The organism is Arcobacter sp. F2176, from assembly GCF_004116465.1.
Lineage (GTDB): Bacteria > Campylobacterota > Campylobacteria > Campylobacterales > Arcobacteraceae > Arcobacter > Arcobacter siniprincipis.
On sequence record NZ_PDJV01000004.1, the window covers coordinates 120,931 to 137,851 of the forward strand.

Here is a 16,921-nt window from a genome sequence, read left to right on the forward strand (position 1 = left end):
CTTTTGTGTAGTAATTATTATATCATAGCTTTAATTTTTACTATTTAATAAAGCACTTTATGATACTATTCGCAAATGACAAATAAAATGAATATATACTAAATGCCTTTATCTAATCTAAACGAAGAACAATTATCAGCTGCTACATGTAAACCAGGCTTTAACCTTATTATTGCAAGTGCAGGGACTGGAAAAACATCTACAATTGTTGGAAGAATTGCTACCTTAATTAATGGTGGAGTTAAACCTTCTGAAATAATACTTTTGACTTTTACAAATAAAGCTGCCCAAGAGATGGTACAAAGGGTTTCTAAATTTTTTGGTAAAGACACAGCTGGTGCTATCATGGCTGGAACTTTTCACAGTGTAAGTTATAAATTAATAAAACAATTACAAGTAAATATTACACTTAAACAACCAAATGAGTTGAAAACACTTTTTAAATCTATTTATGAAAAAAGAGTTTTTTTTGAAAGAGATGATTCAACAAGTCCATATGATGGAGGCTATTTATATGATATTTATTCTTTATATTTAAACTCTAAAAATAATGAAGAGTTTGGGGATTGGATAGTTGAAAAAAATGCTGGACATGAGATTTATACTGCTATTTATGAAGATGTAATCAAAGAGTTTCATACATTAAAAAAAGAGTACGGTTATGCCAATTTTGATGATTTATTAACTATTATGCTTGAACTTCTTGAGACAAATGATTTTGATTTTAAAGAAATTCTTGTAGATGAATATCAAGATACAAATCCTTTACAGGGAAAATTATTAGAAGCTTTTAAACCAAAATCACTTTTTTGTGTAGGTGATTATGACCAAAGTATTTATGCTTTTAATGGCTCTGACATTGGGATTATTTCTACCTTTGCTGATAGGTATGAGGGTGCAAAAGTTTTTACTTTAAGAAAAAACTATCGTTCAACTAGACCAATTTTACAACTTGCAACAAAAGTGATTGAACACAATGAAAGAATTTATGATAAAAATCTTGAAGTAGTAAGACAAGATGCAGAACATTCTCCTAGACTATTAACTTTTAATGAACTTTTTGATCAATATGAGCATATCTCAAAACTAATTTCACAAAGTACCACACCACATATAGATATAGCGATAATATTTAGAAATAATTCAAGTGCAGATGGTATAGAAGCAAACTTAAGAGAATTTTCAATACCAGCAAAAAGAAAAGGCGGAAAGAGTTTTTTTGAAGCTGCTGAGGTAAAATTTGTATTAGATATTATTACTTTACTGAAAAGTCATAATGATATGATGGCAGCTATTCATATTTTGGAGTATGGAAAAGGAATAGGAAAAGCTATAGCAAAAGATATATTTGATGCTTTGATGAAGTTAGGGCATGGAGATTTATTTCAAGGTTTATTTAATCCAGACCCAAATATAAAAAGTCCATATGTATCAACAAAAACAAAGAATATACAGTTAGGGCTTTTTGATGATTTTGCAGAATTAGGTTCTGTTTCTAAATTCAAAGATTGTGGTTTTGATGATAAATTTTTAGGAAATCCAATCTTAAAACATCCAAAACTTTGTGTTGAAGGTGGAGAGTTTTTATTTGAATTTTATTTGATAGTAAAAGATTTAAAAAGAATAAAAAACCCAAGAAGTGCTATTGATCATATTTTCAAATCAAATTTATATGACCATTTAATTGAAATGCTTTCTAACAAAAGAGCTACAAGAAAAGATGGACAAATTGACCCTGCTATGAAACAAACTTCAATTGTAAGAATAAATAGAAAAATAACTTTATTGAAATCTTTATCTTATAATTATAGCGATATAGAAAAATTTATAAATGCCATGGTTTTAGGTGGTAGTGAGATGAGTGAAGGTGATGGTGTAAATTTACTATCTGTTCATGCATCTAAGGGCTTAGAGTTTAAAGAAGTTTATGTAATAGATTTGATGAATGGAAGGTTTCCAAATCAAAAATTAATTGCAAAAGGTGGAAGTATAGAGGAAGAAAGACGGCTGTTTTATGTGGCAGTTACTAGAGCAAAAGATATTTTGTATCTCTCTTATGCAAAGTATGATAAAGTTAAAAAATTAAGTTTTGTGCATTCTCAGTTTTTAAAAGAAGCTGGACTTATAAAAGATGAAAGTGAGTAATTAAAAGCTTCGGTAAATAAATTATTTTTAAGACTAAGTTAATAATTAGTTAATTAATAATAACATATTGAAGATAGAATAGACCTATCTAAATAAAGAGAAATGCTTTTAATTCTTTTGAGGTATACAATATGAAACTCACTCTTTCAAAAATAAATTTCTTAAATATTTTTTCAATAATAGTTATTTTTTCAATTATACTGGGCTTTTTTATTTATGAATTTAATCAAGACTTATATGAAAAAAAAGTGATCTCACTAGAAAAAAGTTATTATTTAAAAAATAAAGCAATAATCAAAAATGAAATACAAAGAGCTATAAGAAGAATAGAAGTAATAAATAATTTGATTTATGAAAAGAATGAATCTATTTTAAAGGAAAAGGTAAATTTTGTCAAAAATTTATTTGATTCTAATGATGACAAAAATTTCGATGTCATTTTGACTAAATATAAAAAAGAACTAAATTTATTAAAATGGGATAATGGAACAGGTTATTTTTATATATTTGATAAAAATGGAAAAATTTTATACCATGGTGGCAATAAAAAATATATAAATACTAATATATTTGAATCAGCTAAAACAAATGATAGTTTATATCAATTTTTAAAAGAGACTTTAGTTTTAGATGAAAACTATGGTTCTTATAAATGGTACAAACCAAATGAAAGTCCAAAGGAAATTTACAAAAAATATGTATATATAAAAAGAGATGAAAAACATGATATTTTTATAGCAGCTGGTGTTTACAAAAAAGAAATAGATAAAAAGATACAAGAATTAGTTTTTAATGATTTTAGAAAAGATAAATTTGGTGATAACAAATATGGCTATTTTTGGATATTAGGATTAGACAAAGTTATGAAAATGCATGCACTTAATCCTGAAATTGAAGGTAGAATAAATGATGATGTACTTTCTACAGATGGAAGAATTCTCAATGACATTAGTATAAAAATGGCTTTAAACGGTGGAGGGTATGTAAATTACAAATGGATAAGGCCAGACACAAAAAAAGAAGATGAAAAATTTTCTTATGTAAAATTAATACCTAATTGGAATTTTATCATTGGTGCAGGATTTTATGTTACAGAACTACAAAATATATTAAAAGAAGAAAAAAAATCTCTAAAAGAGTTATCTGATGAATATTTGATAAAAGTTTTTATTGTTCTTACTATTTTGATTTCTATATCTTTGATGATAGCAAGATATCTTTCTTTAAAAATTCATAATGTTGAAATAGAAAGAGAAGATCAAATGAATATTCTAGAACAATATAAGTTATTGTTAGATAGAAGTGCTGTTGTTTCTAAGACAGATAAAGATGGGATTATTACTTATGTAAATGGTAGCTTTGAAAAAATAAGTGGATTTAATAAGAATGAACTTATAGGAGTGACACATAAACTAATTGCTCACCCAGATACTCCAAGAAGTCAATCTAAAAAATTATGGGATACTATTTTAAAAGGGAAGATTTGGAAAGGTATTCTTAAAAATAAAAGAAAAGATGGTGATAGTTATTATAATAGTATTACTATTATTCCAATAAAAGATTCCCAAGGTAATATTCAAGAGTTTATATCAGCAGGTACAATAGTTACTGAACTAATAGAAAATCGATCAAAACTTAAAAATCTATTTAAAACTGATGCCTTAACAGGTTTAGCAAATAGAGTAAGTTTGATAGACCAAATTTCTAAGCAAAAAAGTGGAACTTTAGCATTAATTAATATTGATAGATTTAAAGAAATAAATGATAGTTATAGTCACATTATTGGTGATGAGGTAATAAAAACATTTGCTGATAGATTATTTAAATATTTTAATGAAAAAGGGTATGAATTATATAGATTGCAATCTGATATTTTTGCACTTACTATAAATAATAAAGATAACATAATTGTTGATATAAAGAATTTTATGAATACATTAGGAAAAGAACCTTATTTATTTGAAAAAAATAAATTCATGCTTACATATACTTGTGGAATAGCATCTAATAGTGAGAATTTATTAACTTATGCAGATATTGCACTAAGCGAAGCTAAAAATAAAAAAGTAAAAATAAAAGAGTATAACCCTTCTATGAAAAATGTTGAAGAGTTTAAAAATAACTTATTGTGGGTAGAAAGACTACACCTTGCAATAAAAGAAAATAGAATCTTTCCCCATTATCAACCTATATATAACTATAAAACTGGGAAAATCGATAAATATGAAGCTTTAATGAGATTAGAATTAGATGGAAAAATCATATATCCAAATGAGTACTTAGATATTGCTAAAAAAACAAAGTTATACTCAGAATTAACATATAAGATGGTGGAAAAGGTAATAAGTAAATTTGCAACTAATAATTATGAATTTTCACTTAATTTATGTATTGAAGATCTGATGAATGAAGAACTGATGATATATGTGTTTGATTATGCAGAACAAAAAGGTGTATTTGATAGGATGGTTTTAGAAATCGTTGAATCAGAAGAGATAGATGATAGTGATTATATAAATAAACTTCTTAGAAAATTTAAAAATGAAGGTGTAAAAATAGCAATAGATGATTTTGGTAGCGGTTATTCAAATTATGACTATTTGATTAAGTTACAAGCTGATTATCTAAAAATTGATGGTTCAATCATAAAATTAATCGAAAATGATAGTAGGACACAAGATGTTGTAAAATCAATTTTTGAGTTTGCTCAAAAGTCTAATATAAAAGTTATTGCAGAGTTTGTAAGTAATGAAAATATAGATAAGATATTAAGAGAAATAGGCATAGATTATGCACAAGGTTTTTATTATGGAAAGCCAGAAGCTAAATTAATTGATGAAATAAATTAAGATATTCTTCCTCTTACTCTATTTTTTCCTTTATTTTTTGCATCATAAAGCATATCATCTGCATTTTTGATTATTTCATCGATTGTATTTGTATTAGTGGAATCACTGACTCCAAAACTAGCCGTAATAAATAGGTCTGAATAAGGTACTCTTATTACTAAGGTTTCAATCATTTTTCTAATGTCTTCTGCAATAGTTATTGCTATATCAATTTTTTCATTGGGAATAGCAATAATAAATTCTTCTCCACCTAGTCTTCCAAATATAGTATCTTCACTTAAATAATTATTTATAGTACCTGCAAATAGTTTTAGAACTTTATCTCCCATTTCATGGCCATATGTATCATTAAATTTCTTAAAGTTATCTATATCTATCATTATTATACTCATAGGTTTATTTGATTTCTTTTGATTTTGGAACATTGAATTTGCATGCAAAAAGAAACTTCTTCTATTTTTTATTTGGGTCAAATAATCTGTATGTGCTAAATCAAAAAGTTTAAGGTTAACTTTTTCCAATTCTTTTAAAGTGTGAGTAATTTGACTTGTTCGTTCATTTACTTTAGTTTCTAAATTATCATTAACTATTAAAATGTGTTTTTGATATGTGCTTGTAATTATAATGGTTAATATTAAAAAGATAATTGATAAAGAAGAAAAAATTTGAATTGAGTTTTTACTTGCGATTATTATATTTTGCTTTGATTTTGTTTTGATGTGTAAGATAAGTTTATTCTTCATATCAAGAAAATGAAAGTCATTAATTAAAAATAAATTCAATTTATAAGTATCTACTTTAATATTTTCTTTATTAATTCTTTTACTGTGTATAGTTGTTTTTATTAAACATTCGTCAAAGTGATTCTCACATATTCTTTTTACTTCTTGATAGTAAGACTTTTCTTTTAAATTTGTTTTTTGAGTAGAAATATTTAATGCATAAATAAAGTTTTTTATATCTTTATTATTTTGGGTTTGTTCAATTTCTTTATATATACCCATAGAGTAATTGTAACAAATATAGAGGAATAAAAAAGTAATAATCACCAATGGTAACAAAAATACAATAGTCTTATCATCAAATAATTTTTTCATGTTATCCTTACAATTTAAAAATAATTATTATACTACTTTTGTGTTTAAAAAAACTTTTTTTTGCCATTAATCTTTTATATACACAAAATTAGGTATAATCGCGTAATTTTAGATAAATAGGATAATTTATGAGCGAAAAGTATGAACCTTCAATTGTAGAAGATAAATTTTATAAAATATGGGAAGATAGAGGTTACTTTGAAATAGATGGTAACAAAAACATACAAGAAGATGGGAAGAATTTCTCAATAATGATGCCACCACCAAATGTAACAGGAAGTTTGCATATTGGTCATGCTTTGACATTTACATTACAAGATGTTATAACTAGATATAAAAGAATGGATGGCTATAAAACATTATGGCAACCAGGAACTGACCATGCAGGAATTGCAACACAAAATGTTGTTGAAAAACAATTGTTAGCAGAAGGTACGACAAAAGAAGAAATTGGAAGAGAAAAATTCTTAGAACGAGCTTGGAAACAAAAAGAGACAAGTGGTGGAAACATAGTTCACCAAATGAGAAAACTAGGAGTTACTCCTGCTTGGAAGCGTGAACGATTTACTATGGATGAGGGTTTACAAGAAGCAGTTAAAGAGGCTTTCGTATCTTTATACAATGAAGGACATATCACTCAAAATAACTACATGGTAAACTGGTGTACTCATGATGGTGCGTTATCAGATATTGAAGTTGAGCACGAAGAAGTAAATGGTAAGTTTTATCATATGATTTACAAGTTTGCAGATGGTTCTGGAGAGTTACAAGTTGCAACTACAAGACCAGAAACATACTTTGGAGATACGGCAATAATGGTTCATCCTGATGATTCAAGATATACAGGTATTGTAGGAAAAGAAGTTTTACTTCCACTTACAAATAGAGTTATTAAAGTAATTACAGACTCTTATGTTGATATGGAATTTGGAACAGGTGTCGTTAAAGTTACTCCAGCTCACGATCAAAATGACTACGAAGTAGGTAAAAGACACGATTTAGAGTTTATCAAAGTATTTGATGAAAAAGGTATTTTAAATGAATACTGTGGAGAATTTGCTGGACTTGAAAGATTGGAAGCTAGAAAACCAATCGTAGAAAAACTACAAGCTGAAGGTTATATAGTAAAAATAGATGAACATGTTCACCAAGTAGGGCATTGTTATAGATGTAAAAATATTGTTGAGCCCTTTATCTCTCAACAATGGTTTTTAAGCTCAGATATGGCTCAAGAGTCTATTAGAAAGACAAAAGAGACTACAAAAGAGAGAGCAAAAAGCGGTGAGCATAATGGAACATTATTTCACCCAGCACATTGGATAAACTCATATACAGCATGGATGGATGAGTTAAGACCTTGGTGTATCTCTAGACAACTTTGGTGGGGACATAGAATCCCTGTATTTACATGTGATGATTGTGGACATCAATGGGCTGATAAAGCAGATGAGCCAGAAGAATGTCCAAAGTGTAAAAGTAAAAAATTAACTCAAGACCCAGATGTACTTGATACTTGGTTTTCTTCAGCGCTATGGGCAATGTCACCTTTAGGTTGGGGAAATAATGGAAAACTAGAAGATTTATATAACTCTACTGATGAAGCTAATTTTTATCCAAATTCTTTATTAATCACTGGTTTTGATATTATGTTTTTCTGGGTAGCAAGAATGATGATGATGGGTGAACACTTTAAAAAAGAGTTACCGTTTGAAGATATTTATATGCATGCCTTAGTTAGAGATGAGCATGGTGCAAAGATGTCAAAATCAAAAGGTAATGTAATTGACCCACTTGATATGGTTGAAGAGCACTCTGCTGATATTATTAGATTTACTTTAGCATATTTAGCAGTTCAAGGAAGAGATATAAAATTAGGAGCTAAAAACTTAGAGCAGTTTAGAAACTTCACAAATAAACTTTACAATGCTTCAAACTTTTTACAACTAAATGTTGATACTTTCCCTGATTTAAAAGATATAGAAATCAAAACACCACTTGGTATTTATATGCAAAGCAGATTAAGTGATGCAGTTGATGAAGTAAGAGCTACACTTGATACTTTCAAATTCAATGAAGCAGCTTCTATTCTTTATAAATTTGTATGGAATGAGTTTTGTGATTGGGGTATTGAGTATGCAAAAGCTAGCAAAGATTCAGTTGTAGAACTTGGAGCAATATTTAAAGAAACACTAAAAATGGTAAGTCCATTTATGCCATTTATTTCTGACTTTTTATATCACAAATTAAGTGGAACTTCTTTAGAAGAGGGGGAATCTTTGATGATAACAAACTTCCCTAAAGAAATAGCAAAAAATCAAGAAATGGAAGATATGTTTGCTATCATCGAAGAAGCAATTGTTGCAATAAGAAGAGCAAAAGTTATCATAGATATGGGTAATAGTAAAATTGCAAAAGCTTATATCAAACTTGATAAAACTATTGATAAAGATGTAGCAAAACCATTTATAGAAAAACTTAGCAAGTGTGAAAATATAGAGTTCGTAGATGCAAAACAAGAAAACTCTATAACAGATGTATCTGATAACCTAGAAGTTTACTTACCAACTGGTGAGATCGATATGACTCCTATTATTAATAAACTTTCTAAACAAAAAGAAAAATTAGAAAAAGAGATAGCAAAATTATCTGGAATGTTATCAAATGAAAGATTTGTAGCTAATGCTCCTTCTAATGTTATAGAAGAGAACAAGGCTGGATTATCTTTGGCTGAAGAAAAGCTTGTTAAAGTTGAGGCTGAATTGAAGTCTTTGAGTTAATTACTTTTAATGAAGACCTTTATTGGTCTTCTCTTCCTTAAAATAATAATTTTTATGCTAAAATTAAACAATTATTAGAAATATATTATAAAAATAAGAAGAATGATAAACTTAAGATATAAAAATTATATGCAGAATATTATCCTAAAAGTTTATAAATTTTTACAACGAAAGATAAACTAACTATGTCTAAAAAGAGTACAAGCTACAATCAAATTACCGCAAAAATGATATTTATTATTTTATTAATAACTTTGGGACTTGCACTTGCATATATTGAATATATCAAAAGAGATGTTATTGTTAACCTTGCAAAAGTAGATGCAAAGAAAACAAGCAGATTAGTATTTGAATCAATGTATTCAGCTATGCAAAAAGGGTGGAACAAAGATGATATTCAAGAGATTGTTCATAGACTTAACAAAGTAGATAAAAATCTTGAAATTCTTATATATAGAGGAAAAATAGTTGCTAGTATTTTTGGAGATATTGAAAATGATAAACTAGTAAGAACTACAGATAGTAGTGTTAAAAATGCTTTTAAAGGAACTGAATCCTTAGATATAATCAACTCAGATCTTATTAAATATTATTTCCCTGTAATTGCGAATGATAAGTGTAAATCTTGTCATACTAATTCCGTTTCAGGTGATGTATTAGGTGTTATAAATATAAATTATCCTATAACTGATTTGAAAATATCTTTTAATGATATGATTGATATATTTTTTATTTTTATTATTGGTTTTACAATTATAATCTTTATACTACTGTTTTTAAATTTTAATAAATATTTACTTTCACCTATTAATAATTTTATTAAAACTGCGAATATTATCAAAAAAAGTAGTGATATAAAACAAAGAGTAACAGTAGATTATGATATTAATGAGATACAATCAATGCAAGTTATTTTTAATGAAATGCTTGATTCAATTGAGCATCAATTTTATTATGATCATTTGACAGGACTAAAAAACAGAAGAGCTTTATTGGAAGACTTAGATAATAAAAAAGATTTATTATTTATGATAATCAATATAGATAAATTTGAGCAAATAAATAATCTTTATGGTGATGAAATTGGTGATAAAATACTTTTAAAATACAAAGAAAAATTCAAAGAACTTCTTCCCTCTACTTCAATTTTATACAAAATGCATGCGGATGAATTTGGTGTAATATCACATGGCTCAATTGACTTAGAAGAGTTTGAAAATATTGCTTCATATATCATAAGTCAACTAGGTAAGTATGAATTTAAAATATCTGATGAAAAAACTATTTTTATCAATCTTACTATTGGTATATCTCATGGATCAACTCTTCTTCTTCCAAATGCTGATATGGCACTTAAACTTGCTAAAAAGAATAAGAAAAACTATCTTATTTATACTGATGATATGAGAACTTTAAAAGAGTATGAAAATAGATTAAGTTGGACACAAAGACTTATGAGAGCAATTGAAGAAGATAAAATTGTGCCACTATTTCAACCTATTGTTGATTGTACCACTTTAGAAGTTATTAAGTATGAAGCTCTTATGAGAATAAAAAGTGATGAAGATGATTATATTGTTCCGATACATTTTTTAAATATCTCAAAAGAAAACAAAATATATTTTAAATTGACCTTGATAATGTTACAAAAAACTTTTGATATTTGTAAGAAAACAAATTATAAATTTTCAATAAATTTGACTAAAGATGATATGTTAAATGATGAAATTATTAGATTTATAGAAAATGAATTTAAATCATCTGATATTGCTAACAAAATTACATTTGAGATACTTGAGTCTGAAGGTATTGAAAACTATAATGAAATAATAAATTTTATAACAATTGTAAAAAAATATGGAGCAACAATATCTATAGATGATTTTGGAACAGGATATTCAAATTTTGAATATCTAATAAAATTAAATTTTGACTATCTAAAAATAGATGCTAGTATGATAAAAAATATTGACAAAGATGAAAAGGCACAATTAGTAACGAAAACAATAGTTGACTTTGCTCAAAAAATTGGTGTGAAGACAATCGCTGAGTTTGTTTCTAGTAAAGATATCTTATCAAAAGTACAAGAATTGGGTATAGACTATGCTCAAGGGTATTATTTAGGGGAACCAACTTCTATAAAAGCTCTAAATAAGTAATTAGAAACGAAGAATAAACTCTTTAAGGGAGTATAATAAAGAAGATTTAACTTCTTTATTAACTAGTGCGATTTTCTTACAACCAATATCATCTTAATATTAATTACAATAAATCTAATGATTTGCCATAAGATACAAGTTCTCATAAATCTTACAAATCTACTTGGTTTTGGTGGATAGTATGCTTGCTCATAAGGTTTAGTATTTTTATTCATAATTATATTTCTCCTATTATTCTGGGATTAAAGTCCAGCCCGGTTTTAGTTGAGCTTTATATATAAACATATGATGTAACAAATGTTTAATCCAATGTCCTGCTGTTCCTACTTCTCCAAAAGTTGAGTCTTGGTCTCTTCCTGTTTCTGGATATTTTTCATAGTCTGGAACTACGGGATAAACTGTCATTGCAGCAGCTGTTCCTGTAAAGAAACCTTTACCCGTACTTGCAACACAAGCAGCACCCATACTACTCATGCTTGCTGTATGTGTAGGAGTAGTTGATTTTCCAGTAATCATATCGCAAATAGAATGTGCAACTGCTTTTCCCATGATACCACTTGGCATACCCGTTCTTGGTGGTGTTGGAGTTATCATTGTACCATTTGGTGATTTTTGTGGTTTTGAAATAGGGTGAGGAGGTGCAAAAGCAATACCAACTGCAAAAATATTTTTATAAATTGGATTTTGTAATGTTTTTGGCCAATCACTAGCTTTCCAATCTTCATATGCTTTTGGAGTATAATCAGCATCAACTTTTAAAAATCCATTTGGTGCAAAAATTGTATCAGTGATATCACTTCCATCTTTACCATATGCTTTTAATCCAACTCCAGCAAATGGTGGAATCAACATAGCTAAATCAAACTCTTGAGAATGGTATTCTCCATTTAATAGTTCGTAATGAGCTAAGCCTTTTTCTATTTTATTTACATGAGCACCTGTAATCCAACTAAGTCCTCTTTCTGCATAAATTGATTCAGTAAATACTCTTGAATGTGTTAGGTATCCACCTCTATTGATATGCATTCCTCCCATACCAAAGTCACCCAAAGTCTCTTCATTTGATATCCAGACTAGATTGGCATGTTCTCTAACACCTCTTTTTTTAAGAATATGTTCGATATTAAAAATATATTCAAAAGCAGCACCTTGACAAGTACACATTCCATGTCCTGTCCCTACTAAGATAGTTTGTTTTTCACCTTTTGACATTTTTTCAATGCATTTTTCTAATTCATGATATGCATGGACAGCATGATCTGCTGTACAAACTGAAACTGTATTTCCATCAACTTCAGGATCCAATCCAGGTGTTGCAGCAAAATTTAGTTTTGGACCAGTTGCATTAATCAAATAATCATAAGTAAGTTCTTCTATTTGTGAAGCTTTATCTTCACTGGTATATTCAATAGTTACATAGGGCTTAAAATTTTCAGTTTTTCCATCAGGATGAATAGATAAGGCTTTTGCTTGTTTATATGTAATACCAGCTTTTTTATATATAGGTGCTAAATCAAAAGTTACATCTTCTTTACCCATTTCTCCTACTCCAACCCAAATATTTGATGGTATCCAATTCCATTTTGAATTTGGTGTAACAACTACAACTTCATGGGATTTCCCAAGCCATTTTGCTGCAAATGATGCAGCAGTATGTCCAGATACCCCTCCTCCTAAAACGACAACTCTTGCCATAATCTATCCTTATTATAGTATAATGACAAATTCTATATCTTTATAAATTATATAAAGCTTAAATTATAAGAATATCTTATTTTAAAATAATTTAATATTTATATAATTTTTAAAAATGTATAATTATAAATACTTATAATTAATTGGAGTAAAATATTAATGAAAACATCTCTTTTAAGTCATCTATTGAAGGTCTTTATACTTTCAATAATCTCTACAAACCTATATAGTGAGCCTTTAGAATTATCTAGTTTTATTGTTAGTGATAATCAAAAGACAATTTCAAGTAAATATAATGGATATATAGAAAAAATCTATATTAGTGAAGGTGAATATATTAAAAAAGGAAAACTTCTTTTGAAAATAGATTCAAAAGAAATGTCAACTTCAAAATCTCAAACTTTGCTTAGTATTGAACAAGCCAAGTTAAATTTTAATATTGCAAAAAATGATTTAGATAAAGCTACAATTGATTTTGATAGATACAAAAGACTTTTTGAAAAACAGATGATTTCAAAAAATGATTTTGAAAATTTTGAACTTAAAAAAAATAATCTAGATAAAAATCTACAAATAGCAAAAAAATCTATAAAACAAAGTGAAGATAAACTTCAAGAGATAAATAAAAATCTCAAATATCTAAATATAAGAGCTTCAAGCGATGGTTTAATAATCAAAAAAAATATCAATGAAGGGGAATTGGCAACAGCTGGTACACCACTTTTAACAATAAGTGATGTTGATAATTTAAATCTTTATTTAGATGTAGCTGAGAGTGATTTATCAAAATTTAGAGAAAAAGAGAATTTAGATATCTATATTGAATCTCTTAATATAAATCAAAAAGCAATAGTAGTAGCGATATTGCCAAGTGTTGATTCTGGGATTAATAGTTTTAGAGTAAAGCTAAGTTTTAAAAGAACAGATAAAAGAGTACTTCCTGGAATGTATGCAAAAGTGAGAGTTGAATAAGATGGATTACAAATCTATAAAAGTACACAATATTGGTGGACTACTTTCTAAAACTTTTCTACATAACTCTTTAACTCCCGTAATTGCGGTTTTTATTTTGATTTTAGGATATATAGCACTTACTTTTATGCCAAGGGAAGAAAATCCACAAATGATTGTTTCTGGTGGGAATATTATAGTTTCACTTCCTGGTGCAACACCTCAAGAAGTGGAAAATGTTATTGTAAAACCAATTGAGAGAAAGATGAAAGAGGTTTTAGGAGTTGAGCATGTTCAAGGAATAGCAAGACAAGATGTGGGAATAATAAATGTCATGTTTTTTATTGGAGAAGATAAAGAGCAATCAAATCTAAAAATGTATGATAAGATGATGCAAAACTTAGATATATTACCACTGGGAGCTAGTCAACCGCTTATAAAACCTCTTGATATTGATACTGATATTCCTATTTACTCTATTGCTTTTTATTCTAAAAATAATAAAATTAGTCAAGCAGATTTATATGAAAAAGTAAAACAGTTACAACAAAAATTTAATGCTATAGAAAATATAGCACAAGCTAATATTATTGGTGGACATAAAAAACAATTTAATATTTTACTTGATACCAATAAACTAAATCGTTACAATTTAACAATCAATGACGTAAAACAAGCCCTTAGTGCTATTATAATTAATTCTCCCCAGTTAAAAAAAGCTAGGGGAAATGAGATAAGAATTGGAAGTATAAAAAATGTACTTCAATCTATAAATGATGTTCAAAATATAATTATTCCCGCAAGTAATACAATTGTATATTTAAAAGATATAGCTACTATAAGTGATGGGGTTGACTTTCAAAACTATAAAAAAGTAGAAATAAATCTAAAAGATAAAAATCTTTATCCACAAGTTACACTAACCCTATCTAAATTAAAAGGTTCAAATGCCGTTGTAATAGCTGATGAAGTAACTGAAAGATTATCTGAAATGAGAAGTGAATTTGAAAAAGAGGGAATAAATTACACTATTACAAGAAATGATGGTGAGAGAGCAAATGATGCTGTAACTGAACTTATGTTTCACCTTTTGATTTCAGTTGTTATTATTATTTTATTATTGATATTTGTGCTTGGTTGGAAAGAGGCTATGATTGTAACTTTTACCATTCCTGCTATTTTTGCGATTACTCTTTTTGTAGCATATTTAGGTGATCAGACAATAAATAGAATTACTCTGTTTGCTTTTCTTTTATCCCTTGGACTTTTAGTTGATGATGCTATTGTTGTGGTAGAAAATATTCATAGACATTTTCATAAAGAAGATAGTAAAAATAAAACAAATGAAGAGATTATGGTAGAAGCAACTGATGAAATTGGAGCTTCTACAAATATAGCAACAATAGCAATTATTCTAACAATGGTACCTATGGCATTTGTAGGACAAATGATGGGACAATTTATGAGACCAATTCCTCTAAATGTACCAGTAGCGATGGCTGCTTCACTTATAATAGCATATATTTTTACCCCATATTTTGCAAATAAAATATTAAAAAGAGGAAAATAATGAATAGTATTAATAATCTGGTTCATTTATGTATAAAAAATAAAAAAAATAAAACAATAATACTTTTGGTAACTCTATTTGCCTTTTTATTTTCTGTATATTTACTTCCTTTAGAAGTTGTAAAAGCAAAAATGCTTCCAGGAAAAGATTCAAATACTTTTACGGTATATGTAGATTTACCAACAGGAAGTTCAATCTATCAGACAAAAAAAGTAACTGATGGTGTTGTTGGTGTATTACAAAAAGAAAAAGAAGTTTTAGACTCAGAAGTTTTTTTAGGAACTTCATCTCCCCTTGATTTTGCAGGACTTGTTAAAATGAGTGGATTAAAAAGTGGAGAGAACTTTGCAGAAATAGTTGTAAATATTTTAAAAAAGCATGATAGGGAAGAACCTTCATTTCTTATGGCTCAAAGATTAAGAATAGAGATAAATAAAGTTGTTGAAAAAATCAATCCAAAGGCTACTATAAAAATGGTAGAACCACCAGCTGGTCCTCCTGTATTAGCAGCAATCGTTGCAGAAATTTATGGAGATAATTATAACTCTATAGAAAAACTTGCAAGAAAAGTTGAAAAAGTTTTCAAAAAAACTGATGGCTTAGTTGATATTGATATTATTGGGGATGATGATTATGAAAAGTATGAGTATATCCTTGATTATGAAAAAATAAAAAGACTTAGAATAAGAGTAAATAGTGTAACTGACTTACTTGAAACAGCATTTAATGGTAAAGTTGTAAATACTAAAAATTCATCAAAATATTCTACTCAAATTGATTTATTTATGAGAACAAAACAAAGAGATTTTGATGTGAATAATGCCTTATCATCTTTAAAAGTAAAAAGCTCAAATGGTAATTTAGTGCCTTTAGTAAGTATTGTAAAAGTAAAAAAAGTAAAAAATGAAAAAACGATATATTCAAAAGATTTGAAAACTATGTTAAATGTAGTGGCAGAAACAGATATGGTATCTCAAATCTATCCACTACTTGATGCTAGAACTTTTATAAAAGAGAATTTTGGTGATGAATATAAAGTGACAAGTGCAAATATGTTAAACCTTTGGCTTACAGATAAAAAGACAGGTGAAAAATTAAAGCTTGTTTGGGATGGAGAATTAAAAGTAACATTAGATACTTTTAGGGATTTAGGTGGGGCTTTTATAGCAGCACTTGTTCTTATATTTTTACTTATGGTTGTTTATTATAAAAACTTTGCTTTAAGTGGAATTGTATTGTTATCAAGCTTCTTATCAATCATTGGTGTGATTTTTGGACATCTATTTGTAGATATAGTTACAACCCACACTTTCTTTTTAACAGCAACTTCTCTTATAGGTTTTATTGCTCTAATTGGTATTAGTTCAAGAAATGCACTTTTACTAATAGATTTTACAAAACATTTAGTTGCAACTGGAATAGAGAAGAAAGAAGCAATAGCAACATCTGCATCAATAAGAGCAAAACCAATTATTCTAACAGCTGCCTCGATTATCCTAGCTTCATTATTACTATCAAACGATGCAGTTTTTGGAGGTCTTGGTGTCTCGTTAATCTTTGGAACAATAGCAGCAGTAATTGCATCAATTTTTGTTGTTCCTGTATTGATTGATAATATTGATGAGAGTGTTTTAAAGGATTAGAAATAATTTGAGAAAATAAAAAAGTGGATTAGTTT

At 27.7% G+C, this 16,921-nt stretch carries 10 protein-coding genes; 7 read left to right on the plus strand and 3 right to left on the minus strand.

Annotation, left to right across the window (positions count from 1 at the left end; genetic code table 11):
* The first annotated feature begins 102 nt into the window (after nucleotides 1–102).
* Together CRU95_RS05350 and CRU95_RS05355 are read left to right on the plus strand one after the other, a co-directional pair.
* Entirely contained in the window at nucleotides 103–2,145 is a 2,043-nt protein-coding gene (locus CRU95_RS05350) for an ATP-dependent helicase (RefSeq protein ID WP_129100110.1), read from the plus strand.
* Nucleotides 2,146–2,276: 131 nt separating this feature from the next.
* Nucleotides 2,277–4,994, plus strand: coding sequence for an EAL domain-containing protein (locus tag CRU95_RS05355; protein WP_129100111.1), 2,718 nt, complete (start codon nucleotides 2,277–2,279; stop codon nucleotides 4,992–4,994).
* Here the strand turns inward: CRU95_RS05355 and CRU95_RS05360 are convergent.
* Nucleotides 4,991–6,091 carry a GGDEF domain-containing protein gene (locus CRU95_RS05360; RefSeq protein ID WP_129100112.1) on the minus strand — a complete coding sequence of 367 codons (1,101 nt, stop codon included), beginning with the start codon at nucleotides 6,089–6,091 and terminating at the stop codon, nucleotides 4,991–4,993. The two genes, CRU95_RS05355 and CRU95_RS05360, sit on opposite strands and share 4 nt — an antisense overlap.
* A gap of 128 nt (nucleotides 6,092–6,219) precedes the next feature.
* Between CRU95_RS05360 and CRU95_RS05365 the strand changes: the two genes are divergently transcribed.
* Together CRU95_RS05365 and CRU95_RS05370 are read left to right on the plus strand one after the other, a co-directional pair.
* Complete coding sequence (locus CRU95_RS05365) at nucleotides 6,220–8,868, plus strand: valine--tRNA ligase (protein WP_129100113.1); 2,649 nt, start codon at nucleotides 6,220–6,222, stop codon at nucleotides 8,866–8,868.
* Nucleotides 8,869–9,053: 185 nt separating this feature from the next.
* Nucleotides 9,054–11,027, plus strand: coding sequence for an EAL domain-containing protein (locus CRU95_RS05370; protein ID WP_129100114.1), 1,974 nt, complete (start codon nucleotides 9,054–9,056; stop codon nucleotides 11,025–11,027).
* 62 nt (nucleotides 11,028–11,089) lie between these two features.
* On the opposite strand, the gene CRU95_RS16600 is transcribed toward CRU95_RS05370, so the two are convergent.
* Nucleotides 11,090–11,242, minus strand: a complete 153-nt coding sequence (locus CRU95_RS16600) for a hypothetical protein (protein ID WP_164969736.1) — start codon at nucleotides 11,240–11,242, stop codon at nucleotides 11,090–11,092.
* A 16-nt stretch (nucleotides 11,243–11,258) separates the two neighbouring features.
* On the minus strand, nucleotides 11,259–12,722 hold the full coding sequence (locus CRU95_RS05375; RefSeq protein WP_129100115.1) for an NAD(P)/FAD-dependent oxidoreductase: 1,464 nt from the start codon (nucleotides 12,720–12,722) through the stop codon (nucleotides 11,259–11,261).
* A gap of 159 nt (nucleotides 12,723–12,881) precedes the next feature.
* On the opposite strand from CRU95_RS05375, the gene CRU95_RS05380 reads away from it, so the two are divergent.
* The 3 genes from CRU95_RS05380 to CRU95_RS05390 are packed head-to-tail and all read left to right on the plus strand — an operon-like array spanning nucleotide 12,882 to nucleotide 16,886.
* A complete protein-coding gene (locus CRU95_RS05380) occupies nucleotides 12,882–13,694 on the plus strand; it encodes an efflux RND transporter periplasmic adaptor subunit (RefSeq protein WP_129100116.1) in 813 nt (270 codons plus the stop codon).
* 1 nt (nucleotide 13,695) lies between these two features.
* Nucleotides 13,696–15,243 (plus strand): efflux RND transporter permease subunit, encoded by a 1,548-nt coding sequence (locus CRU95_RS05385; RefSeq protein WP_129100227.1) that lies wholly within the window; start codon nucleotides 13,696–13,698, stop codon nucleotides 15,241–15,243.
* The gene (locus CRU95_RS05390; protein ID WP_129100117.1) at nucleotides 15,243–16,886 is read left to right on the plus strand and encodes an efflux RND transporter permease subunit; all 1,644 of its coding nucleotides are present in this window, start codon (nucleotides 15,243–15,245) and stop codon (nucleotides 16,884–16,886) included. The genes CRU95_RS05385 and CRU95_RS05390 overlap by 1 nt, the downstream gene beginning before the upstream one ends.
* The last annotated feature ends 35 nt before the right edge of the window (nucleotides 16,887–16,921 follow it).

Coding starts and splice junctions, on each gene's coding strand:
- CRU95_RS05380 (WP_129100116.1), top strand. CDS start 12,882: ATGAAAACATCTCTTTTAAGTCATCTATTGAAGGTCTTTATACTTTCA.
- CRU95_RS05355 (WP_129100111.1), top strand. CDS start 2,277: ATGAAACTCACTCTTTCAAAAATAAATTTCTTAAATATTTTTTCAATA.
- CRU95_RS05385 (WP_129100227.1), top strand. CDS start 13,696: ATGGATTACAAATCTATAAAAGTACACAATATTGGTGGACTACTTTCT.
- CRU95_RS05375 (WP_129100115.1), bottom strand. CDS start 12,722: ATGGCAAGAGTTGTCGTTTTAGGAGGAGGGGTATCTGGACATACTGCT.
- CRU95_RS16600 (WP_164969736.1), bottom strand. CDS start 11,242: ATGAATAAAAATACTAAACCTTATGAGCAAGCATACTATCCACCAAAA.
- CRU95_RS05370 (WP_129100114.1), top strand. CDS start 9,054: ATGTCTAAAAAGAGTACAAGCTACAATCAAATTACCGCAAAAATGATA.
- CRU95_RS05365 (WP_129100113.1), top strand. CDS start 6,220: ATGAGCGAAAAGTATGAACCTTCAATTGTAGAAGATAAATTTTATAAA.
- CRU95_RS05360 (WP_129100112.1), bottom strand. CDS start 6,091: ATGAAAAAATTATTTGATGATAAGACTATTGTATTTTTGTTACCATTG.
- CRU95_RS05350 (WP_129100110.1), top strand. CDS start 103: ATGCCTTTATCTAATCTAAACGAAGAACAATTATCAGCTGCTACATGT.
- CRU95_RS05390 (WP_129100117.1), top strand. CDS start 15,243: ATGAATAGTATTAATAATCTGGTTCATTTATGTATAAAAAATAAAAAA.